This is a genomic window from Microbacterium imperiale (assembly GCF_017876655.1).
Classification (GTDB): domain Bacteria; phylum Actinomycetota; class Actinomycetes; order Actinomycetales; family Microbacteriaceae; genus Microbacterium; species Microbacterium imperiale.
Genome location: NZ_JAGIOK010000001.1, coordinates 1,485,574 through 1,512,354, shown reverse-complemented (window position 1 = coordinate 1,512,354; position 26,781 = coordinate 1,485,574). Strand labels below are relative to the sequence as shown.

The window sequence follows — 26,781 nt, the reverse complement described above, 5'->3', positions numbered from 1 at the left end:
GGCCACGGAGGTAATCCCCTTGGCTGCTGCGAGCAACGCATCCACCACCACCCCCAAGAACGGTCGCGGCGCTTCCCGCCTCTCGTTCGCGAAGATCTCCGACAAGCTCACGGTCCCCGACCTGCTCGCGCTGCAGACGGAGTCCTTCGACTGGCTCGTCGGCAACGACACCTGGAAGGCCCGCCTCGCCGAGGCGCAGGCCGCAGGCCGCACCGACATCGCGCTGCAGAGCGGCCTCGAGGAGATCTTCGAGGAGATCTCGCCCATCGAGGACCTCGGCGAGACGATGCAGCTGTCGTTCACGAACCCCTACCTCGAGCCCGAGAAGTACTCCATCGAGGAGTGCAAGGAGCGCGGCAAGACCTACGCGGCCCCGCTGTACGTCGAGGCCGAGTTCATGAACCACCTCACCGGTGAGATCAAGACCCAGACGGTCTTCATGGGCGACTTCCCGCTCCAGACCGGCAAGGGCACCTTCATCATCAACGGCACCGAGCGCGTCGTCGTGTCGCAGCTCGTGCGTTCGCCCGGTGTCTACTTCGACAAGACGCCCGACAAGACCTCCGACAAGGACATCGTGTCGGCCCGCGTCATCCCCAGCCGTGGCGCATGGCTCGAGTTCGAGATCGACAAGCGCGACCAGGTCGGCGTCCGCATCGACCGCAAGCGCAAGCAGTCGGTCACCGTCTTCCTCAAGGCCCTCGGCCTGACGAGCGAGGACATCATGGCCGAGTTCGCCGGATTCGACTCGATCGAGGAGACGCTCGCGAAGGACACGATCCTCACCAAGGAGGACGCGCTCCGCGACATCTACCGCAAGCTGCGTCCGGGCGAGCAGGTCGCCGCCGAGGCCGCCCGTGCGCTGCTCGACAACTTCTACTTCAACGCCAAGCGCTACGACCTCGCCAAGGTCGGCCGCTACAAGATCAACCAGAAGCTGGGTCTCGACACCCCGATCGAGGAGTCGGTGCTCACCGTCGCCGACATCGTCGCGACCATCAAGTACCTGGTTCGTCTGCACCGCGGCGACGCGACGTTCGACGGCGTCCGCGACGGCAAGGCCGTCGAGATCCGCCTCGACACCGACGACATCGACAACTTCGGCAACCGCCGTATCCGCGCCGTCGGCGAGCGCATCCAGAACCAGGTCCGCACCGGTCTGTCGCGCATGGAGCGCGTCGTCCGCGAGCGCATGACCACGCAGGACATCGAGGCGATCACGCCGCAGACCCTGATCAACGTGCGACCCGTCGTCGCCGCGATCAAGGAGTTCTTCGGCACGTCGCAGCTGTCGCAGTTCATGGACCAGAACAACCCGCTCGCGGGTCTGACCCACAAGCGCCGCCTGTCGGCGCTGGGCCCCGGCGGTCTGTCGCGTGAGCGCGCCGGCGTCGAGGTCCGCGACGTCCACCCCTCGCACTACGGCCGCATGTGCCCGATCGAGACGCCGGAAGGCCCGAACATCGGTCTGATCGGCTCGCTCGCATCGTTCGCCCGCATCAACGCGTTCGGCTTCATCGAGACCCCGTACCGCCGCGTCGTCGACGGCAAGGTCACCGACGAGATCGACTACCTCACCGCCAGCGAGGAGAACGACTACGTCGTCGCGCAGGCCGGTGTCGAGCTCAACAAGGACGGCTCGTTCGTCGCCGACCGCGTCCTCGCCCGTCGCGGCAAGGGCGGCGAGGTCGACCTCTTCCCGAACGACGAGATCGGCTACATGGACGTCTCGCCGCGCCAGATGGTGTCGGTGGCGACCTCGCTCATCCCGTTCCTCGAGCACGACGACGCGAACCGCGCCCTCATGGGTGCGAACATGCAGCGTCAGGCCGTGCCGCTGCTGCGCAGCGACTCGCCGCTCGTGGGCACCGGTATGGAGGGCTACGCCGCGATCGACGCCGGTGACGTCATCACCGCGCAGAAGGCCGGTGTCGTCTCCGAGGTCTCGGCCGACGTCGTCACCGTGCAGCTCGACGAGGGCGGCACGCAGGACTACTTCCTCCGCAAGTTCGACCGCTCGAACCAGGGCACGTCGTACAACCAGCGCGTCGTGGTCTCGGCCGGTGAGCGCGTCGAGGTCGGCGAGGTCATCGCCGACGGTCCCGCGACCGAGAACGGCGAGCTCGCGCTCGGCAAGAACCTCCTCGTCGCGTTCATGACGTGGGAGGGCCACAACTTCGAGGACGCCATCATCCTCAGCCAGGAGCTCGTGAAGAACGACACGCTCTCCTCGATCCACATCGAGGAGTACGAGGTCGACGCCCGCGACACCAAGCTCGGCAAGGAGGAGATCACCCGTGACCTCCCCAACGTCGCGCCCGACCTGCTGAAGGACCTCGACGAGCGCGGCATCATCCGCATCGGCGCCGAGGTCCGCCCCGGCGACATCCTCGTCGGCAAGGTCACGCCCAAGGGCGAGACCGAGCTGTCGGCCGAAGAGCGCCTGCTGCGCGCGATCTTCAACGAGAAGAGCCGCGAGGTCCGCGACACGTCGCTGAAGGTGCCCCACGGTGAGCAGGGCACGATCATCGCCGTCAAGGAGTTCAACGCCGAGGACGGCGACGACGAGCTCGGCTCGGGCGTCAACCGCCGCGTCGTGGTCTACATCGCCCAGAAGCGCAAGATCACCGAGGGCGACAAGCTCGCCGGCCGCCACGGCAACAAGGGTGTCATCGCCAAGATCCTCCCCGTCGAGGACATGCCCTTCCTCGCCGACGGCACGCCCGTCGACGTGGTGCTGAACCCGCTCGGCATCCCCGGTCGAATGAACTTCGGCCAGGTCCTCGAGCTGCACCTCGGCTGGATCGCGGCGCAGGGCTGGAAGGTCGAGGGCAACCCCGAGTGGGCCGAGCGCCTGCCCGAGATCGCCCGCGAGGCCGCTCCCGGCACCAAGGTCGCGACGCCCGTGTTCGACGGCGCGTTCGAGTCCGAGATCGCCGGTCTGCTGGATTCGACCAACCCCACCCGCGACGGTGAGCGTCTGATCGACCGCTCGGGCAAGACGAAGCTGTTCGACGGCCGCTCCGGCGAGCCGTTCCCGGCTCCGATCTCGGTCGGCTACATGTACATCCTGAAGCTGCACCACCTCGTCGACGACAAGATCCACGCGCGCTCGACGGGCCCGTACTCGATGATCACCCAGCAGCCGCTCGGTGGTAAGGCGCAGTTCGGTGGCCAGCGCTTCGGTGAGATGGAGGTGTGGGCCCTCGAGGCCTACGGCGCCGCGTACGCCCTCCAGGAGCTCCTGACGATCAAGTCCGACGACATCGTCGGCCGAGTGAAGGTCTACGAGGCCATCGTCAAGGGCGAGAACATCCAGGAGCCCGGCATCCCCGAGTCGTTCAAGGTGCTCATGAAGGAGATGCAGTCGCTCTGCCTGAACGTCGAGGTCCTCTCGGCCGACGGCACCGAGGTCAACCTCCGCGACACCGACGATGAAGCCTTCCGCGCAGCGGAGGAGCTCGGCATCAACATCTCCAGCCGTTTCGAGTCCTCGTCGATCGACGAGATCTGATCCGGCCAGGCAACGAACAGAATTCCGACACAGGAGAATCAGTGCTCGAGTCACACACCTTCGATCAGCTTCGCATCGGCCTGGCCACCGCTGACGACATCCGTCGTTGGTCCTTCGGCGAGGTCAAGAAGCCCGAAACCATCAACTACCGCACCCTGAAGCCCGAGAAGGACGGCCTCTTCGGCGAGCAGATCTTCGGGCCCTCCCGCGACTGGGAGTGCGCCTGCGGAAAGTACAAGCGCGTCCGCTTCAAGGGCATCGTCTGCGAGCGCTGCGGCGTCGAGGTCACCAAGTCCTCGGTCCGTCGCGAGCGCATGGGCCACATCGAGCTCGCCGCTCCCGTGACCCACATCTGGTACTTCAAGGGCGTGCCCTCGCGCCTCGGGTACCTGCTCGACATGGCGCCGAAGGACCTCGAGAAGGTCATCTACTTCGCCGCGTACATGGTCATCTCGGTCGATGAGGACGCGCGTCACCGCGACCTCCCCACGCACGAGAACAACCTGCGCCTCGAGATCAAGAACCTCGGCGACCGCCGTGACGCCCGCGTGGCGACGCGTCTGGCCAAGCTGGAGGAGGAGCTCGCGACCCTCGAGGCCGACGGCGCCAAGGCCGACCAGAAGAAGAAGGCCAAGGACTCCGCCGAGAAGGACATGGCGACGGTCCGCAAGAACTTCGACGAGCAGATCTCGCGCCTCGAGCGGGTGTGGGAGGAGTTCCGCTCCCTCGAGGTCGGCCAGCTCAAGCAGGAGGACGACGTCTTCCACGAGCTGCAGGACCGCTTCGGTCAGTACTTCGAGGCCTACATGGGCGCCGAGGGCATCCAGCGTCGCCTCGCGGCGTTCGACCTGGCCGCCGAGGCCGACTCGCTGCACCTGCAGATCTCCGAGGGCAAGGGCCAGCGCAAGATCCGTGCGATCAAGCGCCTGAAGGTCGTCAACTCGTTCCTGCAGACCGGCATGTCGCCGGCCTCGATGGTGCTCGACGTCGTCCCGGTGATCCCGCCGGAGCTGCGTCCCATGGTCCAGCTCGACGGTGGCCGCTTCGCGACCTCCGACCTCAACGACCTGTACCGCCGCGTGATCAACCGCAACAACCGTCTGCGTCGTCTGATCGACCTCGGGGCTCCCGAGATCATCGTCAACAACGAGAAGCGGATGCTGCAGGAGGCCGTCGACGCGCTGTTCGACAACGGTCGCCGCGGCCGCCCCGTCACCGGTACGGGCAACCGCGCGCTGAAGTCGCTGTCGGACATGCTCAAGGGAAAGCAGGGACGTTTCCGTCAGAACCTGCTCGGAAAGCGCGTCGACTACTCGGGCCGTTCGGTCATCATCGTCGGACCCCAGCTCAAGCTGCACCAGTGCGGTCTGCCCAAGCAGATGGCGCTCGAGCTGTTCAAGCCGTTCGTGATCAAGCGCCTGATCGACCTCGGTCACTCGCAGAACATCAAGGCCGCCAAGCGCGCCGTCGAGCGCACGCGTCCCGAGGTCTGGGACGTGCTCGAGGAGATCATCCGCGAGCGCCCCGTGCTGCTCAACCGTGCACCCACCCTGCACCGCCTGGGCATCCAGGCCTTCGAGCCCCAGCTCGTCGAGGGCAAGGCGATCCAGCTGCACCCGCTCGTCTGCGCGGCGTTCAACGCCGACTTCGACGGTGACCAGATGGCCGTCCACCTGCCCCTGTCGGTCGAGGCTCAGGCCGAGGCGCGCATCCTCATGCTCGCCTCGAACAACATCCTCAAGCCGTCCGACGGTCGTCCGGTGACCCTGCCCTCGCAGGACATGATCATCGGTCTGCACCACCTGACCACGGTCATCGAGGGTGCTGCCGGCGAGGGCCGCGTGTTCGGCTCGGTGGGCGAGGCGATCCTGGCGAAGGACGAGGGCACCCTCGACCTGCAGGCCAAGGTCCGCATCCGCATCCCCGGCCTGACGTTCCTCGAGGGCGACGCCCCCGAGGGCTACGAGCGCCACGGCCTCGTGGACGCGTCGCTCGGCCAGGCGATCTTCAACGACACCCTGCCCAAGGGCTACCCGTTCGTTCGCGAGCAGGCCGACAAGGGCAAGCTGTCGCAGATCGTCAACAAGCTCGCCGAGGAGTACCCGAAGACCGAGGTCGCGGCATCCCTCGACCGCATCAAGGACGCGGGCTTCCACTGGGCGACCCGTTCGGGTGTCACCGTCGCGCTGAGCGACGTCCTGACGCCGCCGAACAAGGCCGAGATCATCTCGAAGTACGAGAAGCTCGCGTCGAAGGTCCAGGGCCAGTTCGAGAAGGGTCTCGTGACCGACGCCGAGCGTCGTCAGGAGCAGATCAAGATCTGGACCGAGGCCACCGACGAGGTGCAGGCCGCCATGAAGGCGAACTTCCCCGCCGAGAACACCATCAACCGCATGGTGTCGTCGGGCGCCCGTGGTAACTGGCTGCAGATCCGGAACATCGCCGGTATCCGAGGCCTGGTCAACAACACCAAGGGCGAGATCATGCCCCGTCCGATCATCTCCTCGTACCGCGAGGGGCTGTCGGTCGCGGAGTACTTCACCGCGACGCACGGTGCCCGTAAGGGTCTGGCCGACACCGCTCTGCGCACCGCCGACTCGGGTTACCTGACCCGTCGTCTGGTGGACGTCTCGCAGGACGTCATCATCCGCGAGGACGACTGCGGCACCTCGAAGGGCCTCGAGCTCCCGATCGCCGCAGCCGGCGCCGACGGCGTGCTCATCAAGGACGCCAACGTCGAGAACTCGGTGTTCGCTCGTACGCTGGCCGCCGACGCCGTCTCGCCCTCGGGCGAGGTGCTGGCGGCTGCCGGTGACGACGTGGGCGACGTGCTCATCAACAAGCTCGTCGAGGGCGGGGTGACCTCCATCAAGGTCCGCTCGGTCCTGACCTGCGACTCGGCCGTGGGTGTCTGCGCGAAGTGCTACGGCCGTTCGCTGGCCACCGGCAAGATCGTCGACATCGGCGAGGCCGTCGGCATCATCGCGGCCCAGTCGATCGGTGAGCCCGGTACCCAGCTGACGATGCGTACCTTCCACACCGGTGGTTCGGCCTCGGCCGACGACATCACGCAGGGTCTGCCCCGCGTGCAGGAGCTCTTCGAGGCCCGTACCCCCAAGGGTGCGTCGCCGATCGCCGAGGCCAGCGGCCGCATCACGATCGACGAGACCGAGAAGGCCAAGAAGGTCATCATCACGCCCGACAACGGCGACGAGCCCTTCGTCTACCCGGTGCTCAAGCGTGCGACGCTCCTCGTCGAGGACGGCCAGCACGTCGAGGTCGGCGACCCGCTGCAGGTGGGCACGCTCGACCCGAAGGACATCATGCGCGTGCAGGGTGCCCGCGAGGTGCAGAAGTACCTCGTCGGCGGCGTGCAGGGTGTCTACCGGTCGCAGGGTGTGCCGATCCACGACAAGCACATCGAGGTCATCGTCCGTCAGATGCTGCGGAAGGTCACCGTGGTCGACCACGCCGACACGACGCTGCTCCCGGGTGAGCTGGTGGACTTCAAGAAGTACCAGCAGATCAACCGCGAGGCCGTGGCAGAGGGCAAGCGCCCCGCGTCGGGCCGTCCCGAGCTGATGGGTATCACGAAGGCGTCGCTCGCGACCGAGTCGTGGCTGTCGGCCGCATCGTTCCAGGAGACCACCCGCGTCCTGACGCAGGCGGCCATGGAGGGCAAGAGCGACCCGCTCGTCGGCCTCAAGGAGAACGTCATCATCGGAAAGCTCATCCCCGCCGGAACGGGCCTTGCGAAGTACCGCAATGTGGCCGTCGAGGCGACGGAGGAGGCGAAGAGCGAGCGGTACCCCAACCGCATCTTCGCGTCGGACGGCGCGTACAGCGACGCCGACCTGAGCTACGTCGACTTCGACAGCTTCTCCACGGACGGCGACTTCACCAGCTACAACTGATCGATCGCTGATCTCGCGAAGGGCCCCGGGCATGTCCCGGGGCCCTTCGTCGTGTGTCGAACGGCAGCGGACCCGCGAGCCGATTAGCGTGGAGGCGTGTCGCGCATCGGGGGTCGTAACGTCGTCTTCGCCTGGGTCGTCGGCGTCGTCTGCATCGCGGTCGTCGGCGCTCTGGCCGTGCTCACTCTGCCGCTCGTGACGACCGGTATGGGGCTGCTCGGCGGCGGCTCGTCGACGCAGGCGGCGGAGGAGGCCGACGGCCCGGATCAGTGTCGTGACCTGTACCCCGAGGCGCTCTGGGCCGCGCTGCAGTACACCCCGGGCGCCGAGCTGACCGCATCGACGGATGCGCCCGCGACGACGGCCGGCGCCTTCGTCGACGCCCTCGCCCCGACCGTGCGGTTCACCTGCACGTGGACGGCCGAGATCGGCTCGATCGCCACGACGGTCGGCGAGGTCGGAACGGATGCCGGTTCGATCGCGGCGACCGCCCTGCCCGGCCAGGGCTTCTCGTGCTCCGACGACGGCGAGCGGGTGCTCTGCACGCGGGCGGACGGCGACCTGGTCGAGACCATCGAGGCCGGTGGCGGCCACTGGGTCTCGACGTTCCAGACGGCCTGGCACCCCGAGGGCTACGCGCGGCGCGTCGGCGACGCCGTCTTCGCGGCCGAGTGAGGTCCGCGGGTTCGGGGTGCGTCGGGATCAGGGAGCCGCGGGCGTCGGGGCTCCGGCCGGCCAGACCGAGGCGATGACGCCGCTCGTGAAGCCCTCGGGCGCGAGGTGCGAGAACTGCGTGTCGATGAGCACGCCGTCGCGGAAGTACAGGGTGCGCCCGTCGGTGACCGGGTAGCGCTCGTTCTCCCAGGTCTTCTCGCAGCGCACGCCCGCGTCGGGCTCGTAGCAGGTGAAGCCGATCCCGGTGAGCTCGTTCATGAAGTCGATGACGGGGTTCTCCGCCGCGTGCGCGATCGTCGTGACGATCTTCGCCGTGTCGGCGCCCGGGTCGGCCCACACGCACCGGAGCGAACCGTCCGGCAGCGTGCCGGTCTCGCCGAAGGCGGGATCGTTGAGCGGAACGCTCGCGAGCGCCGTGCGCGCCGCGGTGCCGAGGATGCCGGCGCAGTCCCGCGGGATGACGGTGGTCGACCCCGCAGAGCCGGATGCCGTCGGCGGCGGGCCGCCCGCCTGCACCGAGCGGGTCTCGAGCGGCGTCGGCGTCGCGGTCGGTGCGGGCGCGCTGGACGCGGGGGAGCCCGTCGCGGGGGCGGATCCGGGCTCGGGTGCGCAGCCCGCGAGCAGCACCGTCGAGACCAGCACCGGCGCGAGGAGCAGCGCCGCCGGAGCGGAGCGGGTGAGGGCGCGCGAGGTCATGGTTCCGACGATACGTCGGCGGATCGACACGGGTGCGCAGACACGTCGGCACGCCTGCGCGTCCCATCCGCATCCCCGGGATATCCTCACGACTGCGGTGGCGCCGGCCACCGCGTGAGGAGCAGCACCGCATGAGCGACCCCAAGTACGGCGAGCCGGTCGAAGAGCCGAAGCCGGTGGACGATGTCGTGGGCAGCGCCCGTGCCGGGCTCGCGGATGCGGAGGCGTCGCGCGGTGCCGTATCGGCCGACGACTGGGACAACGCATTCGCCGGGTCGGGCACGCTGCCCGAGCGCTCCGCCGCGGACCACTCGGCCGCCACCGACTCCGCCACCTCCGACTCGTCCGATCGCGACGCCGACGGGAACGCTGCCGACGCCGATCGCGGCGTGACCGAGCGCTCGACGAGCTCGTACGCGGCGGCCGCAGCCCCCGCGGCAGCCGCATCCAGCACGTCGGCCGACGACACCTGGAACTCGCCGAGCGAGTGGGACACGCCCCGCGACGGCGACGCGACTCCCGACTTCGAGACGCGCCGCGATGTCGCCGACGCGCGCCGCGCCGACGCCGATGCCCGGCCCGAGGCCAGCGAGACGGCGACGCGTGCCTACAGCGCGGATGACGATGCGTCGCGCACCACCACCGTCAGCGCGAGCGAGCCGGCCGTCGGGTCCTCCTCGGCTGCCGCCGCGCCGCAGCCGCAGCCCATCTTCGTCCAGGCGCCCGAGGCCCCCACGCCCCGCGGCAACCGCGGCGCGGCCGGCGCGATCGGCCTGCTCGCGGCGATCGCCTTCGCGATCATCTACCTCGGCGCCCACCTCGGCATCGGCGCGATCCGCGGCGACGTCACCGTCGCCACCATCGGCGACGAGGCACTGGCAGCCGTCACCTCGTGGTGGCTCTGGGTGCCGGTCGTGGTGTTCTTCCTGGCGTTCTGGATCCTCGGCGCGTTCATCAACCGCGGCCGCTGGGGCCTGTGGGTGCTCCTCGGTCTTCTCGTGGGCATCGCCTCGTACGCGGGGCACATCCTCGGGCAGCTCTTCCAGGCGCCGTTCTGGAACATCGCCCCGAGCGAGGCGCTGCGTCTCGTGGGCGAGCAGGCCTTCGCTCCGCTCGCACTCGTCGCCCTCGTTGCCGGCCGCGAGCTGACGATCTGGTTCGGCGCGTGGGTCGCGGCACGCGGCAAGCGCGTCACCGAGCTCAACGCCGAGGCGCAGCGCGAGTACGAGCGCACTCTCGAAGCGGGACCCCAGCTGCACCGGTACTGATGGACTCCGACACCGGCGGACTGCGCCCCGGACTCGCGACCCTCTTCTCGGTCGTCGGGTTCGGGGCGCTCGCCATCTGCGGGCTCGGCGTGCTCAGCCTGGCCACGGGCGCGGATGTCGTCGCGGTGCGCGGGCTCGGTGCCCTGCCGGGCGCGGCCGGGTTCGCGCTCGCGGTCGCCGCACTGACGCTCGTGCTGGGCGGCGGTCTGCGCCGGCCGCATCCGTCGTACGGGCTCGCCGCCGTCGCCGCTCTCGCGGTCGTCCTCGCCCACCTCGCCGGCCTGGTCGTGGCCGCGGTCGTCGTCGGGGTCGACCCGGCGCGTGCCGTCGCGGCTGCCGGCGCGTTCGCGCTGTCGTGGTTCGCGGTCGTGCTCGCCGGGTGCGGCGCCGCCGCGGGATGGACGGGCGTCGCGCTCGTGCGCACGCGGGCGCAGGCGCCGCGCTGGCGCTGGGAACGCGACGAGGACGAATGACCGGCAATCCCGCGCTGATGGCCCCGGATCGGCGACAATAGGGCCGTGGAGCGGTCGCTCGAGACCCAGGTGAGCCAGGCGGTGGATGCCTGGCTGCGCTGGCTGCCCCGGTGGCAGCCCGCGACGCACCGCGGTCGCGTCGCTCCCTGCCGGCGCTGCTTCGGCTCGCCCATCCTGTCGGCAGCCGGTCTCGGTTCGGACGTTCCCCACGGCGTCCAGCACGGGCTCTCGACGCGGATGAAGACGATCGTCGATCAGGCTGTCGCCGCCTATACCGCGCGCAACCTCCCCATGCTTCAGGCCGAGCTCGACCAGCAGGCCGCACGCAACCGGGCGCGCTCGTACCGTCCCGCCGAGGGGCTGGAGCCCGAGTTCGAGGGGCTGCCGCTCGATCCCGACCCGGTGCCGGGTGCGCCGTTCCTGTTCACGATCTCCGGCCTCGCCCAGGAATCGGATGCCGCCGTTCCCGAGCTGCCACCCCTCAGCGACGAGGCCAAGTCGGCGCTGCGCCAGGAGGTCGCCCTGGCCGACGACTACGCCAACATGGTCGGTCGCGAGATCTGCTCGCTGCTGCTGCATCACCGCCTCCGCGTGCAGGCCGAGATCGCGCAGCACGTCGAGCCGCAGATCGAGGCGATGCTCGCCGACCTGACCCGGTCGCTCGACGCCCCCTTCGAGCCCGGCGCGGACCCCGGACGGCAGTCGTGATCCCGGGGGAGCGGCTCGGCTGGCTCTATCGTGGGATGCGATGACCACCTCCGCCAACGATTCGCTCCTCATCCTGCTCGTCGTCCTCTCGACGGTGCTCGGTGCGGTCCTCTACGTCTGGACGGCGCTCGCGCTGGCCGGACTGTTCCGCAAGACCGAGGAGCAGCCCTGGCAGGGGTGGGTCCCGGTGTTGAACATGGCCGTCGTCCTCCGGCTCGGCGGTTTCAGCCCCTGGCTCGTGCTCGTGGGCCTCGTGCCCATCGTGGGCTGGATCGCGCTGTACGTGCTCATCGTCGTCGCGGCGCACCGCATCGGCCGCGATTTCGGTGTCGGACCCGGCATGACGGTGCTCGCGGCGTTCCTGTTCGTCGTCTGGGCCAGCATCCTCGGGCTCGGTCCGGCGTCGTGGCGCGGCCAGCGACCCGTCGTGACGCCCCCGCCGTGGACCTTCGCGCCGCCGATGTCGGACGACGTCGATGACACCATTGCGGTCGCGCGACGCACCGACGAACCGGTGGCGCCGCCCACCCTCGCGTCGCCGGTGCTGTCGCCCCACCACTTCCGCCCGGCGCCGCTGGCCTCGAGCGGCGAGGACGGATCCGACGAGGATGCCGCGCCCGCAGCGGCCTCCGCCGAGCCTGCCGCTCCCGCGCGCGAGCAGGCGCCGGCCGGCCTGCAGCCCTCGCCGTGGGCACCGCCGTCGCCGTTCGCCCCGGCAGCGGAGTCCGCCCCCGAGGTGGGGCGTTCGTCCGCCCGCGAGTCCGCGCCCGCGGCGGCGCCGGAAAGCCTCGCGGCGACGCCGGTCGCGTCCGAGCCCGTCGTGTCGTTCGAGTCGGCCCGCCCCGCCGAGCCGGCGGCGCCGGCCGCGCCCGCGGCGCCCGAGCCCGCCGTGTGGGCGGCCCCCGCGGCACCCGAGCCGGCCGAGCCTGCATCCGCGGAGCCCGCCCCGGTCGTGGCGCCCGCCCCCGCGGCATCCGTCCGGTCCGTCGAGGCCGAGGCCGTCGAGGCCGACGAGCCGGAGAACGAGCACACCGACGCGCGCTGGCCGTCCGAGATCGACGACGTCTCGGCGCTCTCGCCCTCGCCGTTCCCCTCGCGCGCGGCGTCCGATCGCCCCGGCGTGGTGCCGTCGTTCGCCGATCCGGATGCCGCGGCCTCGCCGCACGCCGGACGACGAACGTGGGATGCCGTGGCCGCGAACCCCATCGCTCGGCGGGCCTTCGCCGGCGCGCCGGAGGAGTTCCCCGAGCTCTCGGGTGAGGTGTCGGCGGTGATCGGCGCACCCGCGGCCGGCGCTCCGCGCACCGCTGCCGGCGCCGTACCGGCTCAGCTGCGCCGCGCCGAGGCGAGTGACGACGAGGCCGAGGTCGACCACACGGTCGTCGTCGCACGGCGCCGCGTCTACTGGCAGCTCGTGCTGCCCGAAGGCGAGACGGTGCCGCTCACGGCGGACGTCGCGATCGTCGGCCGGCAGCCCGCGCCCGATCCCGCCTTCCCCCGCGCCCAGCTCGTGCCGATCGACGACCGCACGCGCACCGTCTCGAAGACGCATGCCCGCCTCGAGCTGCGATCGGGCCTGTGGCACATCACCGATCTGCACTCCACGAACGGCGTCGTGCTGACGAACTTCCTCGGCACCGAGATCGAGCTCGAACCCGGATCGGACGCGCCGGCGGGGGAGCGCTTCCTCCTGGGCGACGCCGAACTGCGCATCGAGCGCCCCGGCGCCTGAGTCGCGATACCACCGGCTCCGATCACCGTTTGCCCGCCTCGCCGCAGAGGCGTATCATTGGGCGGGTGTGCGTTCGCGCGCGCCCTGCGTCGTGCCTCGGTCCGATCAGGTCGACGCGACGCATACGAACCGGGATCGTCCTGCGAACAGGACGCCCCCACGGCATATCCACCCCCTGAAAACGCAGCATTCGTGACGCGCCGGTGGATCTGTGGTGAAACCACGACGCTGTCACCGTGCAGCACAACAAGGAGAGAACGTGCCAACCATTCAGCAGTTGGTCCGCAAGGGCCGCACGCCGAAGGTCTCGAAGACCAAGGCGCCCGCCCTGAAGGCGAACCCCCAGCAGGCGGGTGTCTGCACCCGCGTGTACACGACCACGCCCAAGAAGCCGAACTCGGCCATGCGCAAGGTCGCTCGTGTCAAGCTCCGCAACGGCACCGAGGTCACCGCCTACATCCCCGGTGAGGGCCACAACCTCCAGGAGCACTCGCTCGTGCTCGTCCGCGGTGGTCGTGTGAAGGACCTCCCCGGTGTCCGCTACAAGATCGTCCGCGGTGCGCTCGACACCCAGGCCGTCAAGAACCGTAAGCAGGCTCGCAGCCGCTACGGCGCCAAGAAGGGTTGAGTTAGATGCCTCGTAAGGGACCCGCACCCCGCCGCGTCGTCGTCAACGACCCGGTCTACGGTGCTCCGATCGTCACGCAGCTCGTGAACAAGATCCTCGTCGACGGCAAGAAGTCGATCGCCGAGTCGATCGTCTACACCGCCCTCAAGGGCGTCGAGGCCAAGAACGGGCAGGACGCCGTCGCCACGCTGAAGAAGGCGCTCGACAACGTCCGTCCGACCCTCGAGGTCAAGAGCCGCCGCGTCGGTGGCTCGACCTACCAGGTGCCGGTCGAGGTCAAGCCGCACCGCGCGAACACCCTCGCGCTGCGCTGGCTCGTCTCGTACGCGAAGGGCCGTCGTGAGAAGACGATGACCGAGCGTCTGCAGAACGAGATCCTCGACGCCTCGAACGGCCTCGGTGCCGCGGTCAAGCGCCGCGAGGACACCCACAAGATGGCCGAGTCCAACCGCGCGTTCGCGCACTACCGCTGGTAAACAGCTTCTCGGCGCCGGCCGGGGGAACCCTCCCGGCCGGCGCACCCGACAAAACGTAAGGAACAGCCCGTGGCACAAGAAGTGCTCACCGACCTCAACAAGGTCCGCAACATCGGCATCATGGCGCACATCGATGCCGGCAAGACGACGACGACCGAGCGCATCCTGTTCTACACGGGCGTCAACCACAAGCTGGGCGAGACGCACGACGGCGCCTCGACCACCGACTGGATGGAGCAGGAGAAGGAGCGCGGCATCACGATCACGTCGGCCGCCGTCACCTGCTTCTGGAACAAGAACCAGATCAACATCATCGACACCCCCGGCCACGTCGACTTCACGGTCGAGGTCGAGCGTTCGCTGCGCGTCCTCGACGGCGCCGTGGCGGTCTTCGACGGCAAGGAGGGCGTCGAGCCCCAGTCCGAGACCGTCTGGCGTCAGGCCGACAAGTACGACGTCCCCCGCATCTGCTTCGTCAACAAGATGGACAAGCTGGGCGCCGACTTCTACTTCACCGTCGACACCATCGTCAGCCGCCTGGGCGCCAAGCCGCTCGTGCTGCAGCTGCCGATCGGCGCCGAGAACGACTTCGTGGGCGTCATCGACCTCGTCGAGATGCGCGCACTGGTGTGGCCCGGCGACGCCAAGGGTGACGTGACCATGGGCGCGAAGTACGAGATCCAGGAGATCCCGGCCGACCTCGCCGACAAGGCCGCGGAGTACCGCCAGCGTCTGCTCGAGGCCGTCGCCGAGTCCGACGACGCGCTGCTCGAGAAGTTCTTCGGCGGCGAGGACCTCACGGTCGCCGAGATCAAGGGCGCCATCCGCAAGCTCACCGTCGCCGGCGAGCTCTACCCGGTTCTCTGCGGCTCGGCCTTCAAGAACCGCGGCGTCCAGCCGATGCTCGACGCGGTCGTCGACTTCCTCCCGTCGCCCCTCGACGTGCCCGCCATCGAGGCGCACGACCCGAAGGACGAAGAGAAGATCATCGAGCGTCACCCCGACGCCAACGACCCGTTCGCCGCGCTGGCGTTCAAGGTCGCGGTGCACCCGTTCTTCGGTCGCCTCACCTACGTCCGCGTGTACTCGGGTCACCTCGACTCGGGCGCGCAGGTCGTCAACTCGACCAAGGGCAAGAAGGAGCGCATCGGAAAGATCTTCCAGATGCACGCCAACAAGGAGAACCCGGTCGACTCGCTCACCGCGGGCAACATCTACGCCGTCATCGGCCTGAAGGACACCACCACCGGTGACACCCTCGCCGACCCGGCCGAGCCCGTCGTCCTCGAGTCGATGACCTTCCCCGAGCCCGTCATCGAGGTCGCGATCGAGCCGAAGACCAAGGCCGACCAGGAGAAGCTGGGTGTCGCCATCCAGAAGCTCGCCGAAGAGGACCCGACGTTCCGCACGGAGCTCAACCCCGAGACGGGCCAGACGGTCATCAAGGGCATGGGCGAGCTGCACCTCGACATCCTCGTCGACCGCATGAAGCGCGAGTTCCGCGTCGAGGCGAACGTCGGCAAGCCGCAGGTGGCGTACCGCGAGACGATCAAGAAGGCCGTCGAGCGTCACGACTACACCCACAAGAAGCAGACCGGTGGTTCGGGTCAGTTCGCGAAGATCCAGTTCGCGATCGAGCCCCTCGAGGTCACGGCCGACAAGACGTACGAGTTCGAGAACAAGGTCACCGGTGGCCGCATCCCGCGCGAGTACATCGAGCCGACCAACCAGGGCTTCCAGGACGCGATGAACGTCGGCGTGCTCGCCGGCTACCCCATCGTGGGTGTCAAGGCGATCCTCCTCGACGGTGCCTCGCACGACGTCGACTCGTCCGAGATGGCGTTCAAGATCGCCGGCTCGATGGGCTTCAAGGAGGCGCTGCGCAAGGCCAGCCCGGTCATCCTCGAGCCGCTGATGGCCGTCGAGGTGCGTACGCCCGAGGAGTACATGGGCGACGTGATCGGTGACCTGAACTCGCGTCGTGGTCAGATCCAGTCGATGGAGGACGGTTCGGGCATCAAGATCGTCCGCGCCCTCGTCCCGCTGTCGGAGATGTTCGGCTACATCGGCGACCTGCGGTCGAAGACCTCGGGCCGTGCCGTCTACTCCATGGAGTTCGACAGCTACTCCGAGGTCCCCCGCGCGGTGGCCGACGAGATCGTCCAGAAGAACAAGGGCGAGTAAGCCCTGACGGATGCCGGGGGCGCCCTGCTCCCGGCATCCACTCAAACTGAATATCGACCTCTCTACTAGAGTGAAAACAACCCCGTAGAGATCCGGTCGCAATCCAGCGCCCGGGCATCTACAACGACAGTCCTGAGGAGGACCCAGTGGCTAAGGCCAAGTTCGAGCGGACCAAGCCGCACGTCAACATCGGAACGATCGGTCACGTTGACCACGGCAAGACGACGCTCACCGCGGCGATCTCGAAGGTGCTCGCCGACAAGTACCCGTCGGCCACCAACGTGCAGCGTGACTTCGCGTCGATCGACTCGGCGCCCGAAGAGCGTCAGCGCGGTATCACGATCAACATCTCGCACGTCGAGTACGAGACCCCGAAGCGTCACTACGCTCACGTCGACGCCCCGGGTCACGCTGACTACATCAAGAACATGATCACCGGTGCCGCTCAGATGGACGGCGCGATCCTCGTGGTCGCCGCCACCGACGGCCCGATGGCTCAGACCCGCGAGCACGTCCTGCTCGCCAAGCAGGTCGGCGTTCCCTACCTGCTGGTCGCGCTGAACAAGTCCGACATGGTCGACGACGAGGAGATCCTGGAGCTCGTCGAGCTCGAGGTTCGCGAGCTGCTGTCGTCGCAGGACTTCGACGGCGACAACGCTCCCGTCGTCCGCGTCTCGGGCCTGAAGGCTCTCGAGGGCGACGAGAAGTGGGTCGACGCGATCGTCGAGCTCATGGACGCCGTCGACGAGTCGATCCCCGACCCGGTGCGCGACAAGGACAAGCCGTTCCTCATGCCCGTCGAGGACGTCTTCACGATCACCGGTCGTGGAACCGTCGTCACGGGTCGCGCCGAGCGCGGCACCCTCGCGATCAACTCCGAGGTCGAGATCGTCGGCATCCGCCCGACGCAGAAGACCACGGTCACGGGTATCGAGATGTTCCACAAGCAGCTCGACGAGGCCTGGGCCGGCGAGAACTGCGGTCTGCTCCTGCGCGGCACCAAGCGTGATGACGTCGAGCGCGGCCAGGTCGTCGTGAAGCCGGGTTCGGTTACCCCGCACACCAACTTCGAGGGCACTGCCTACATCCTCTCGAAGGAGGAGGGTGGCCGTCACAACCCCTTCTACACGAACTACCGCCCGCAGTTCTACTTCCGCACCACGGACGTCACCGGCGTCATCTCGCTGCCCGAGGGCACCGAGATGGTCATGCCCGGTGACACCACCGACATGTCGGTCGAGCTCATCCAGCCGATCGCCATGGAAGAGGGCCTCGGCTTCGCGATCCGTGAGGGTGGCCGCACCGTCGGCGCCGGCACGGTGACCAAGATCGTCAAGTAAGTCTTCCGACTTCCTTCGCAGAACCCCTCGGACCTTCGGGTCCGGGGGGTTCTGTCGTCGAGCGCAAGCCGTTGACGGCAGGAGGGCCGGCGCGCTGTCATAGCGGTACATCGACCCGTCGAAAGGATGACCATGGGCGTCGACGACATCATCAACAAGGGCAAGCAGATGTTCGAGCAGAACCGCGACAAGATCGAGGAGGCGCTCAAGACCGAGAAGGCCGAGGACGTCAGCGACAAGTTCCTGCAGGGCGCGGCGGACGCGGTCAAGAAGGTCGTCCCCGATCAGCACCACGCCAAGGTCGACGACGTGCGCGCGAACGTCGACAAGAACATCGGCAACCAGTAGGCCCGGCCCCCAGGACGCACCGCCTTCGCGAGCCCGCACCGTCTTCGGTCGGCGCTCGCGGGGACGGTGCGTTCTCGCGTGCGCAGCGGGGTTCCTCCCCAGCGGTGTGGGGTGGGCGATGGTCCACGGGGTGTGCTGGGGTGCGGGACTCTCGTGGGGCGCCGGGGCACGGTGGGGGAGTGGCCGAGTGCGATGACCCGATCCTGCGGCGCGATGCACAGCCTCGCGGTGAGACGTCGATCCTGGATCGTGCCGTCGGCGCCGGGGAGCTCGTCCGCGTGCGGCGGGGCGTCTACGTCACGGCATCCCGGTGGGACGCTGCACGGCCGGAGGAACGGATGCGGCTGCGTGCGCACGCCCTCGCAGCTGTCGCGTCTCGTGCGCCGGTGTTCTCGCACGCGACGGCGGCCGCGCTGCACGGGCTGCCGGTCCACCGCGGTGATGACGGGCGCGTTCACACCGTCGAGCTCGGGCCCGTGCCCGCGCCGAGTCGCAGCGATGTCGTGCGCCATCGGCACGAGGTCGAGGCGGCGGACATCGCGCTCGTCGGTCAGTTACGGGCCACGAACCTCGCGCGCACCCTGTTCGACGTGCTCTGCGCGGAAACGGCCGAGACCGCGATCGCCGCGATGGATGCCGCGCTGCGGGCGGTCGCATGGCGCGGGAGGGGCGTGTACGACGAGCGTGCCGCGGCGGTGCTCCTCGAGGACGTGGCAGCGCGTGTAGGCCTGGCCGCCGGCGCCCGCGGCATCCGTCGTGCGCGCTTCGTCGCCTCGATCGCAGACGGGCGGGCGCAGCTGCCGGGGGAGAGCATCAGCCGGTTGTGGATGTCGCAGCTCGGTGCGGAGAAGCCGGTGCTCCAGCACTCGGTGCCGCTCGAGGGCGGACGGTGGGCCTACCTCGACTTCGCGTGGCCGCGGCTGCGGCGCTTCGGCGAGTTCGATGGCGACGGCAAGTACCTCGATCCCGCGCTCACGGCGGGCCGGTCGCCCCGCGCCGTGCTGCGCGCTCAGCGCGAGCGCGAGGGGCGCATCGTCGCTGCGACCGGCTGGACCCCGGTCCGCTGGGGCTGGGAGCGCCTCGCCTCTCGCGCGACATTCGCCGCGTTCCTTCGCTCCCACGGCCTGTTGCGCTGAGCTGGAACCGCCGCGCGAGAACGCACCGTCGTCGCGAGGGTGCACCATGGAAGGTGCGTGGTCGCGGGAAGGGTACGTGCTGGGCGTCCCGCCGCTGCTCCCCGGCGACGCGGCGCGGATATCGCGACACGCCCGGGTTTGCGACACGCCCGGGCGGCACGTAGACTATTCAGGTTCCACATTCCGACGGGTGCCTGGCATCCCGGATCACTGTCACGACAGTGCATAGGCGGCGCGCAGCGCAGAGTCCTAGGCCACGGGCAGACGAACATCGAACCCCACACCACCCTGGAGACAGGATGCGCGCGTGCGCGCACGGTGCGGAACCGCGGGGAGACCGGCGGGTTTGACATCAGAACAGTGGTGCAGCATCACCGCCCCGGCGGTGAGAAGTGCCCGGCGCGAACCGCGCCACCGGGCGTCCAATGCGCTCGCGACCAGCGAGACGTAAGACGCGATAAAGAGAGTGAGCAGACAAATGGCGGGACAGAAGATCCGCATTCGCCTGAAGTCGTACGACCACGAGGTCATCGACACCTCGGCACGCAAGATCGTCGACACCGTGACCCGTGCGGGCGCGACTGTCGTCGGCCCCGTGCCGCTGCCGACCGAGAAGAACGTCGTGTGCGTCATCCGGTCGCCCCACAAGTACAAGGACAGCCGCGAGCACTTCGAGATGCGCACCCACAAGCGTCTGATCGACATCGTCGACCCGACGCCGAAGGCTGTCGACTCGCTCATGCGTCTCGACCTCCCGGCCGATGTCAACATCGAGATCAAGCTCTGAGGTTCGACATGGCTGACATCAACTCCAAGGTTTCCAAGGGCCTCCTCGGCACCAAGCTCGGCATGACCCAGGTCTGGAACGAGCAGGGCAAGCTCGTCCCCGTCACGGTCATCGAGATCGCGCCGAACGTGGTCACCCAGCTCCGCACGCCCGAGAAGGACGGCTACTCGGCCGTTCAGATCGCCGCGGGTCAGATCGACCCCCGCAAGGTCAACAAGCCCCTCACGGCCCACTTCGAGGCCGCCGGTGTGACCCCCCGCCGTCACGTCACCGAGATCCGCACCGCGGATGCCGCTGACTACACGCTCGGCCAGGAGCTCACCGCCGGTGACACGTTCGAGGCCGGCCAGCTGGTCGACGTCGTCGGCACCAGCAAGGGCAAGGGCACCGCGGGTGTCATGAAGCGCCACAACTTCAAGGGCGTCTCGGCCTCGCACGGTGCGCACCGCAACCACCGCAAGCCCGGTTCCATCGGTGCCTCGTCGACGCCCAGCCGCGTCTTCAAGGGCATGCGCATGGCCGGCCGCATGGGTGGCGAGCGCGTCACCGTCCTCAACCTCACGGTGCACGCCGTCGACGCCGAGAAGGGTCTGCTGCTCGTCAAGGGCGCCGTCCCCGGTGCTCGTGGCCGCATCGTCTACGTCCGCAACGCAGTGAAGGGTGCCTGATCATGGCTGACTCGACTCTCGCGCTCGACGTCCTGAAGGCAGACGGCAAGAAGGCCGGCTCCGTGGAGCTGCCCGCCGCGCTGTTCGACGTCAAGACGAACATCCCCCTCATCCACCAGGTCGTCGTCGCGCAGCTCGCCGCGGCTCGCCAGGGCACCCACTCGACCAAGCGTCGCGGTGAGGTCTCCGGTGCCGGCCGCAAGCCCTTCAAGCAGAAGGGCACGGGTAACGCCCGTCAGGGCTCGATCCGCGCGCCGCACATGACCGGTGGTGGCATCGTGCACGGCCCCAAGCCGCGCAACTACTCGCAGCGCACCCCCAAGAAGATGGTTGCCGCCGCCCTGCTGGGCGCGCTCAGCGACCGCGCTCGCGGCCAGCGTCTGCACATCGTCGACTCGTTCGGCGTCGAGGGAGCCCCCTCGACGAAGGCCGCCGCTGCCGTGCTCACGGGCCTCAGCGCCGTCAAGAACGTCCTCGTCGTGATCGAGCGCGGTGACGAGCTCACCGTCAAGAGCGTCCGCAACCTCGCGTACGTCCACGTGCTGTCGTTCGACCAGCTCAACGCCTACGACGTGCTCGTCTCGGACGACGTCGTCTTCACCAAGGCCGCCTACGACGCGTTCGTCGCGTCCAAGGCCGGCGCCACCGAGGAGGTCTCGGCATGACCACCGTCAACAAGGACCCGCGCGACATCATCCTGAAGCCGGTCGTCTCCGAGAAGAGCTACGGGCTCATCGACGAGGGCAAGTACACGTTCCTCGTGGACCCCCGTGCGTCGAAGACCGAGATCAAGCTCGCGATCGAGAAGATCTTCGGCGTCAAGGTCGCCTCGGTCAACACGCTCAACCGCGCGGGCAAGTCCCGTCGCACCCGCTTCGGCACCGGCAAGCGCAAGGACACCAAGCGCGCCATCGTCACCCTGAAGTCGGGCACCATCGACATCTTCACGGCAGTCGGCTGACGGTCGGGATAGAGGACAACGAACATGGCTATTCGCAAGTACAAGCCCACGACCCCGGGTCGCCGCGGTTCGTCGGTGGCCGACTTCGCCGAGATCACGCGATCGACGCCGGAGAAGTCGCTCCTCCGCCCGCTGGCCAAGACCGGCGGCCGTAACAACCAGGGCCGCATCACGACGCGTCACATCGGTGGTGGCCACAAGCGCCAGTACCGCGTGATCGACTTCCGTCGCAACGACAAGGACGGCGTCAACGCCAAGGTCGCTCACATCGAGTACGACCCCAACCGCACCGCGCGCATCGCGCTGCTGCACTACGTCGACGGCGAGAAGCGCTACATCATCGCCCCGAACAAGCTCCAGCAGGGCGACATCGTCGAGTCGGGTGCCGGCGCCGACATCAAGCCCGGCAACAACCTGCCGCTGCGCAACATCCCGACCGGTACGGTCATCCACGCCATCGAGCTCCGCCCCGGCGGCGGCGCCAAGATGGCTCGTTCGGCCGGCGCCAGCGTGCGTCTGGTCGCGAAGGACGGCCCCTACGCCCAGCTGCGTCTGCCCTCGGGCGAGATCCGCAACGTCGATGCGCGCTGCCGCGCGACCATCGGCGAGGTCGGCAACGCCGAGCAGTCGAACATCAACTGGGGCAAGGCCGGCCGCAAGCGCTGGAAGGGCGTCCGCCCGACGGTTCGTGGTGTCGCCATGAACCCGGTGGACCACCCGCACGGTGGTGGTGAGGGTAAGACCTCCGGTGGTCGTCACCCCGTCACTCCCTGGGGCCAGGCTGAGGGTCGTACCCGCCACCCCAACAAGGAGAGCGACAAGTACATCGTCCGCCGTCGCAACGCCGGCAAGAAGCGCAAGTAGGAGTAGAGGAAGATGCCTCGCAGCCTGAAGAAGGGCCCCTTCGTCGACGAGCACCTGCTTCGCAAGGTGGTCGCGCAGAACGAAGCCGGCTCCAAGAACGTCATCAAGACCTGGTCGCGCCGTTCGATGATCATCCCGGCCATGCTCGGCCACACGATCGCCGTGCACGACGGACGCAAGCACATCCCCGTGTTCGTGTCCGAGACCATGGTCGGCCACAAGCTGGGCGAATTCGCGCCCACCCGCACCTTCCGCGGCCACGTGAAGGACGACAAGAAGGGCCGCCGCCGCTGACGCGGGGGCAGTTCTAGAGAGGACAGAGGAGGAGAGACATGGTGGAATCCACCGCACGCGTGAAGCACATCCGCGTGACCCCTCAGAAGGCTCGTCGTGTCGTCGCGCTCATCAAGGGCAAGCAGGCTCAGGAGGCTCTCGCCATCCTGAAGTTCGCCCCGCAGAGCGCCAGCGAGCCGATCTACAAGCTCGTCGCCTCGGCGGTCGCCAACGCTCGCGTGAAGGCCGACAAGGACAACGAGTTCCTGGACGAGGCCGACCTGTACGTGAAGAACGCGTACGTGGACGAGGGCACGACGCTCAAGCGTTTCCAGCCCCGTGCCCAGGGTCGCGCCTTCCAGATCAAGAAGCGCACGAGCCACATCACGGTCGTGCTGTCGACGCCGGAGGACGCGGATGCCGCGACCGCCGGTACGAGCAAGAAGGCGAGCAAGTAATGGGACAGAAAGTCAACCCGTACGGCTTCCGCCTCGGCATCACCACGGACCACGTGTCGCGTTGGTTCTCGGACTCGACCAAGCCGGGCCAGCGTTACGCCGACTACGTCGCCGAGGACATCAAGATCCGCCGACTGCTGACCACGTCGCTCGACCGCGCCGGCGTCAGCAACATCGAGATCGAGCGCACCCGTGACCGCGTCCGCGTCGACATCCACACCGCCCGTCCGGGCATCGTGATCGGTCGCCGTGGCGCCGAGGCCGAGCGCATCCGCGCCGACCTCGAGAAGCTCACCGGCAAGCAGATCCAGCTGAACATCCTCGAGGTCAAGAACCCCGAGGCCGACGCTCAGCTGGTCGCCCAGGGCATCGCCGAGCAGCTCTCGGCTCGCGTGGCCTTCCGCCGCGCGATGCGCAAGGGTCTGCAGGGCGCGCAGCGCGCCGGCGCCAAGGGCATCCGCATCCAGGTCTCGGGCCGTCTCGGCGGCGCGGAGATGAGCCGCTCGGAGTTCTACCGCGAGGGCCGCGTGCCCCTGCACACGCTCCGCGCGAACATCGACTACGGCTTCTACGAGGCCAAGACCACCTTCGGCCGCATCGGTGTGAAGGTCTGGATCTACAAGGGCGACCTGACGGCCAAGGAGCTCGCTCGCGAGCAGGCGAACGCGCCGAAGACCTCGCGTGGTCGCGATGACCGCGGTGACCGCCGTCGCGGCCCCCGCAACGAGGCCCCCGTGGCAGAAGGAGCGTCGGCCTGATGCTTATCCCCCGCAAGGTCAAGTACCGCAAGCAGCACCACCCCAAGCGCGATGGCCAGGCCACCGGCGGCACGAAGGTCTCCTTCGGCGAGTTCGGCATCCAGGCTCTCACGCCCGCTTACGTGACGAACCGTCAGATCGAGTCCGCTCGTATCGCCATGACGCGTCACATCAAGCGTGGCGGCAAGGTGTGGATCAACATCTACCCCGACCGACCGCTGACCAAGAAGCCGGCCGAAACCCGCATGGGTTCCGGTAAGGGTTCGCCGGAGTGGTGGGTCGCGAACGTCAAGCCGGGTCGCGTCCTCTTCGAGGTCGCCGGTGTCAACGAGGAGCTCGCTCGCGAGGCCCTGACCCGTGCCATTCACAAGCTGCCGCTCAAGGCACGCATCATCAAGCGCGAGGAGGGCGACGCGTAATGGCTGTCGGCACCAAGACGCTCGCCCCGAGCGAGCTCGACACGTTCGAAGACCAGCGCCTCGTGGAGGAGCTGCGCAAGGCCAAGGAAGAGCTGTTCAACCTGCGCTTCCAGTCGGCCACCGGCCAGCTCGAGAGCCACGGCCGCATCCGTGCGGTCAAGCGCGACATCGCGCGGCTCTACACGGTGATCCGCGAGCGCGAGCTCGGCATCCGTGCCACGCCCGTCGCCGAGGCGCCGAAGGCGAAGAAGACCAAGGCCAAGAAGGCGGATGACGCCACCGAGGCCGCGAAGGAAGAGACCGAGTAATGGCTACCGACAAGAACGCCGCTGAGGCTGTCGCCGAGGGCCACGAGCACAGCGAGCACGACGTCCGCGACCCGCAGGCCCGCGGTTACCGCAAGGCCCGTCGTGGGTACGTCGTGAGCGACAAGATGGACAAGACGATCGTCGTCGAGGTCGAGGACCGCGTGAAGCACCCGCTCTACGGCAAGGTCATCCGGCGCACCTCGAAGGTCAAGGCCCACGACGAGGCCAACACCGCCGGCATCGGCGACCTCGTCCTCATCAACGAGACTCGCCCGCTGAGCGCCACCAAGCGCTGGCGTCTGGTCGAGGTCCTCGAGAAGGCGAAGTGATCTCATGATTCAGACCGAATCCCGCCTCAAGGTCGCCGACAACACCGGCGCCAAGGAGCTGCTCACCATCCGCGTGCTCGGCGGCTCCAGCCGTCGGTACGCCGGACTGGGCGACATCATCGTGGCGACCGTCAAGGACGCGATCCCGGGCGGCAACGTCAAGAAGGGCGATGTCGTCAAGGCCGTCATCGTCCGCACCGTCAAGCAGACGCGCCGTCCCGACGGCTCGTACATCAAGTTCGACGAGAACGCCGCCGTCATCCTGAAGAACGACGGGGAGCCCCGCGGCACCCGCATCTTCGGACCGGTCGGCCGTGAGCTTCGCGACAAGAAGTTCATGAAGATCGTCTCGCTGGCCCCGGAGGTCATCTGATCATGGCGAACATCAAGAAGGGTGACCTGGTTCAGGTCATCACGGGCGCGAAGCCCGAGCGTGGCGGCGACCGCGGCAAGCAGGGCAAGGTCCTCGAGGTCCTCGTCGAGCAGAACCGCGTCATCGTCGAAGGTGTCAACTACGTCACCAAGCACAGCCGTGTCGGCCAGACCCAGCGCGGCACCAAGACGGGCGGCATCGAGACCCTCGAGGCTCCCATCCACATCTCGAACGTCCAGCTCGTGGACCCCGAGACGAAGAAGCCGACCCGTGTCGGTCACCGCGTCGAGGAGAAGACGAAGGACGGCGTGAAGCGCACCGTCCGCGTGCGTTACGCGAAGAAGAGCGGCAAGGACCTCTGAATATGAGCAGCACCACTGCCGCGGCGGCTGGCAAGATCCAGCCCCGCCTGAAGCAGAAGTACCAGAGCGAGATCAAGAAGGCTCTGCAGGACGAGTTCGGCTACGCCAACGTCATGCAGATCCCCGGTCTCGTGAAGGTCGTCGTGAACACCGGTGTCGGCGAGGCAGCTCGCGACAGCAAGGTGATCGACGGCGCCGTGGACGACCTGACCAAGATCACCGGTCAGAAGCCCATCGTCACGAAGGCCCGCAAGTCCATCGCTCAGTTCAAGCTGCGCGAGGGTCAGGCCATCGGCGCGCACGTCACCCTCCGCGGTGACCGTGCGTGGGAGTTCATCGACCGTCTCGTGAACCTCGCGCTGCCCCGCATCCGCGACTTCCGCGGTCTGTCGCCCAAGCAGTTCGACGGCCACGGCAACTACACGTTCGGTCTGCAGGAGCAGGCGGTCTTCCACGAGATCAACCAGGACCGCATCGACCGCGTCCGTGGTTTCGACATCACGATCGTCACCACGGCGAAGACGGATGACGAGGGTCGCTCGCTGCTGCGTCAGCTGGGCTTCCCGTTCACGTCGACCGACGCTCAGGCGTAATCCGGTACAATCGATCGTTCGGCCTCGGGGCGTGCTCCGGGGCCGAACGACTGCACAACTGAATATGGACATTCATCGAAGGTCGGCTGTCGTGTAACGGCATCCGAAACCTCATGATCGAAGGATAAAACCTATGACGATGACAGACCCGGTCGCAGATATGCTGACCCGTCTGCGCAACGCGAACTCGGCGCACCACGACTCCGTGTCGCTGCCGAGCTCCAAGCTCAAGACCCACATCGCCGAGATCCTCCAGCAGGAGGGCTACATCTCCGGCTGGGAGGTCACCGACGCCCGCGTCGGCCAGACCCTCACGATGACCCTGAAGTACGGCCCGAACCGCGAGCGGTCGATCGCCGGCATCAAGCGCGTCTCCAAGCCCGGTCTCCGCGTCTACGCGAAGTCGACCGAGCTGCCCACGGTCCTCGGTGGCCTGGGTGTCGCGATCCTGTCCACCTCCTCTGGCCTCCTCACGGACCGCCAGGCCGAGTCGAAGGGCGTCGGCGGGGAAGTCCTCGCCTACGTGTGGTGATCTG

Annotated in this window: 29 protein-coding genes; 28 read left to right on the top strand and 1 reads right to left on the bottom strand. The window is 68.3% G+C overall.

The window, feature by feature from the left end; genetic code table 11:
* Positions 1–19: 19 nt before the first annotated feature.
* The 3 genes from rpoB (at position 20) to JOF37_RS07360 (ending at position 8,103) form a co-directional block, all read left to right on the top strand.
* Positions 20–3,514: a DNA-directed RNA polymerase subunit beta gene (rpoB, locus tag JOF37_RS07370; RefSeq protein ID WP_210006245.1), complete on the top strand. Its 3,495-nt coding sequence runs from the start codon at positions 20–22 to the stop codon at positions 3,512–3,514.
* Between the two features lie 41 nt (positions 3,515–3,555).
* Positions 3,556–7,428: a DNA-directed RNA polymerase subunit beta' gene (locus tag JOF37_RS07365; protein ID WP_210006244.1), complete on the top strand. Its 3,873-nt coding sequence runs from the start codon at positions 3,556–3,558 to the stop codon at positions 7,426–7,428.
* Positions 7,429–7,524: 96 nt separating this feature from the next.
* The gene (locus tag JOF37_RS07360) at positions 7,525–8,103 is read left to right on the top strand and encodes a hypothetical protein (RefSeq protein WP_210006243.1); all 579 of its coding nucleotides are present in this window, start codon (positions 7,525–7,527) and stop codon (positions 8,101–8,103) included.
* 27 nt (positions 8,104–8,130) lie between these two features.
* On the opposite strand, the gene JOF37_RS07355 is transcribed toward JOF37_RS07360, so the two are convergent.
* Complete coding sequence (locus JOF37_RS07355; RefSeq protein WP_210006242.1) at positions 8,131–8,799, bottom strand: hypothetical protein; 669 nt, start codon at positions 8,797–8,799, stop codon at positions 8,131–8,133.
* 131 nt (positions 8,800–8,930) lie between these two features.
* Here JOF37_RS07355 and JOF37_RS07350 point away from each other — a divergent pair, with 131 nt between their 5' ends.
* From JOF37_RS07350 to rpsH, 25 genes are all read left to right on the top strand, one after another.
* Positions 8,931–10,067, top strand: a complete 1,137-nt coding sequence (locus JOF37_RS07350) for an ABC transporter (RefSeq protein ID WP_210006241.1) — start codon at positions 8,931–8,933, stop codon at positions 10,065–10,067.
* Positions 10,067–10,540 carry a DUF6121 family protein gene (locus JOF37_RS07345; protein ID WP_210006240.1) on the top strand — a complete coding sequence of 158 codons (474 nt, stop codon included), beginning with the start codon at positions 10,067–10,069 and terminating at the stop codon, positions 10,538–10,540. The genes JOF37_RS07350 and JOF37_RS07345 overlap by 1 nt, the downstream gene beginning before the upstream one ends.
* 45 nt (positions 10,541–10,585) lie before the next feature.
* Positions 10,586–11,248, top strand: a complete 663-nt coding sequence (locus JOF37_RS07340) for a spermidine/putrescine ABC transporter substrate-binding protein (RefSeq protein WP_210006239.1) — start codon at positions 10,586–10,588, stop codon at positions 11,246–11,248.
* Positions 11,249–11,288: 40 nt separating this feature from the next.
* The gene (locus JOF37_RS07335; protein ID WP_210006238.1) at positions 11,289–12,980 is read left to right on the top strand and encodes a DUF5684 domain-containing protein; all 1,692 of its coding nucleotides are present in this window, start codon (positions 11,289–11,291) and stop codon (positions 12,978–12,980) included.
* A 259-nt stretch (positions 12,981–13,239) separates the two neighbouring features.
* Positions 13,240–13,608, top strand: a complete 369-nt coding sequence (gene rpsL, locus JOF37_RS07330; protein WP_067194597.1) for a 30S ribosomal protein S12 — start codon at positions 13,240–13,242, stop codon at positions 13,606–13,608.
* Positions 13,609–13,613: 5 nt separating this feature from the next.
* On the top strand, positions 13,614–14,084 hold the full coding sequence (rpsG, locus tag JOF37_RS07325; protein ID WP_023954027.1) for a 30S ribosomal protein S7: 471 nt from the start codon (positions 13,614–13,616) through the stop codon (positions 14,082–14,084).
* 69 nt (positions 14,085–14,153) lie between these two features.
* Positions 14,154–16,268 (top strand): elongation factor G, encoded by a 2,115-nt coding sequence (gene fusA / locus JOF37_RS07320; protein WP_210006237.1) that lies wholly within the window; start codon positions 14,154–14,156, stop codon positions 16,266–16,268.
* 146 nt (positions 16,269–16,414) lie between these two features.
* On the top strand, positions 16,415–17,608 hold the full coding sequence (gene tuf, locus JOF37_RS07315) for an elongation factor Tu (protein ID WP_210006236.1): 1,194 nt from the start codon (positions 16,415–16,417) through the stop codon (positions 17,606–17,608).
* Positions 17,609–17,740: 132 nt separating this feature from the next.
* A complete protein-coding gene (locus tag JOF37_RS07310) occupies positions 17,741–17,956 on the top strand; it encodes a hypothetical protein (RefSeq protein ID WP_210006235.1) in 216 nt (71 codons plus the stop codon).
* Positions 17,957–18,135: 179 nt separating this feature from the next.
* The gene (locus JOF37_RS07305; protein ID WP_210006234.1) at positions 18,136–19,092 is read left to right on the top strand and encodes a hypothetical protein; all 957 of its coding nucleotides are present in this window, start codon (positions 18,136–18,138) and stop codon (positions 19,090–19,092) included.
* A gap of 478 nt (positions 19,093–19,570) precedes the next feature.
* Complete coding sequence (rpsJ, locus tag JOF37_RS07300) at positions 19,571–19,879, top strand: 30S ribosomal protein S10 (protein ID WP_017201594.1); 309 nt, start codon at positions 19,571–19,573, stop codon at positions 19,877–19,879.
* A gap of 8 nt (positions 19,880–19,887) precedes the next feature.
* Positions 19,888–20,547: a 50S ribosomal protein L3 gene (gene rplC, locus JOF37_RS07295; protein WP_210006233.1), complete on the top strand. Its 660-nt coding sequence runs from the start codon at positions 19,888–19,890 to the stop codon at positions 20,545–20,547.
* A 2-nt stretch (positions 20,548–20,549) separates the two neighbouring features.
* Positions 20,550–21,212, top strand: coding sequence for a 50S ribosomal protein L4 (rplD, locus tag JOF37_RS07290; RefSeq protein ID WP_210006232.1), 663 nt, complete (start codon positions 20,550–20,552; stop codon positions 21,210–21,212).
* On the top strand, positions 21,209–21,508 hold the full coding sequence (gene rplW / locus JOF37_RS07285) for a 50S ribosomal protein L23 (protein WP_210006231.1): 300 nt from the start codon (positions 21,209–21,211) through the stop codon (positions 21,506–21,508). The genes rplD and rplW overlap by 4 nt, the downstream gene beginning before the upstream one ends.
* A gap of 24 nt (positions 21,509–21,532) precedes the next feature.
* On the top strand, positions 21,533–22,372 hold the full coding sequence (rplB, locus tag JOF37_RS07280) for a 50S ribosomal protein L2 (protein WP_210006230.1): 840 nt from the start codon (positions 21,533–21,535) through the stop codon (positions 22,370–22,372).
* A gap of 12 nt (positions 22,373–22,384) precedes the next feature.
* The gene (gene rpsS / locus JOF37_RS07275) at positions 22,385–22,666 is read left to right on the top strand and encodes a 30S ribosomal protein S19 (protein ID WP_023954043.1); all 282 of its coding nucleotides are present in this window, start codon (positions 22,385–22,387) and stop codon (positions 22,664–22,666) included.
* Between the two features lie 38 nt (positions 22,667–22,704).
* Positions 22,705–23,103 (top strand): 50S ribosomal protein L22, encoded by a 399-nt coding sequence (gene rplV, locus JOF37_RS07270; protein ID WP_210006229.1) that lies wholly within the window; start codon positions 22,705–22,707, stop codon positions 23,101–23,103.
* Positions 23,103–23,861 (top strand): 30S ribosomal protein S3, encoded by a 759-nt coding sequence (gene rpsC / locus JOF37_RS07265; protein WP_023954045.1) that lies wholly within the window; start codon positions 23,103–23,105, stop codon positions 23,859–23,861. Before rplV ends, rpsC begins: the two co-directional genes overlap by 1 nt.
* On the top strand, positions 23,861–24,280 hold the full coding sequence (gene rplP, locus JOF37_RS07260) for a 50S ribosomal protein L16 (RefSeq protein ID WP_045275476.1): 420 nt from the start codon (positions 23,861–23,863) through the stop codon (positions 24,278–24,280). The genes rpsC and rplP overlap by 1 nt, the downstream gene beginning before the upstream one ends.
* Positions 24,280–24,588 (top strand): 50S ribosomal protein L29, encoded by a 309-nt coding sequence (gene rpmC, locus JOF37_RS07255; RefSeq protein ID WP_023954048.1) that lies wholly within the window; start codon positions 24,280–24,282, stop codon positions 24,586–24,588. The genes rplP and rpmC overlap by 1 nt, the downstream gene beginning before the upstream one ends.
* A complete protein-coding gene (rpsQ, locus tag JOF37_RS07250) occupies positions 24,588–24,917 on the top strand; it encodes a 30S ribosomal protein S17 (RefSeq protein ID WP_210006228.1) in 330 nt (109 codons plus the stop codon). Before rpmC ends, rpsQ begins: the two co-directional genes overlap by 1 nt.
* 4 nt (positions 24,918–24,921) lie before the next feature.
* Positions 24,922–25,290: a 50S ribosomal protein L14 gene (gene rplN, locus JOF37_RS07245; protein WP_210006227.1), complete on the top strand. Its 369-nt coding sequence runs from the start codon at positions 24,922–24,924 to the stop codon at positions 25,288–25,290.
* Positions 25,291–25,292: 2 nt separating this feature from the next.
* Positions 25,293–25,652 (top strand): 50S ribosomal protein L24, encoded by a 360-nt coding sequence (rplX, locus tag JOF37_RS07240; RefSeq protein ID WP_178012758.1) that lies wholly within the window; start codon positions 25,293–25,295, stop codon positions 25,650–25,652.
* A 2-nt stretch (positions 25,653–25,654) separates the two neighbouring features.
* Positions 25,655–26,245, top strand: a complete 591-nt coding sequence (rplE, locus tag JOF37_RS07235; RefSeq protein ID WP_210006226.1) for a 50S ribosomal protein L5 — start codon at positions 25,655–25,657, stop codon at positions 26,243–26,245.
* A 133-nt stretch (positions 26,246–26,378) separates the two neighbouring features.
* Positions 26,379–26,777 (top strand): 30S ribosomal protein S8, encoded by a 399-nt coding sequence (gene rpsH / locus JOF37_RS07230; RefSeq protein ID WP_210006225.1) that lies wholly within the window; start codon positions 26,379–26,381, stop codon positions 26,775–26,777.
* Positions 26,778–26,781 lie beyond the last annotated feature (4 nt).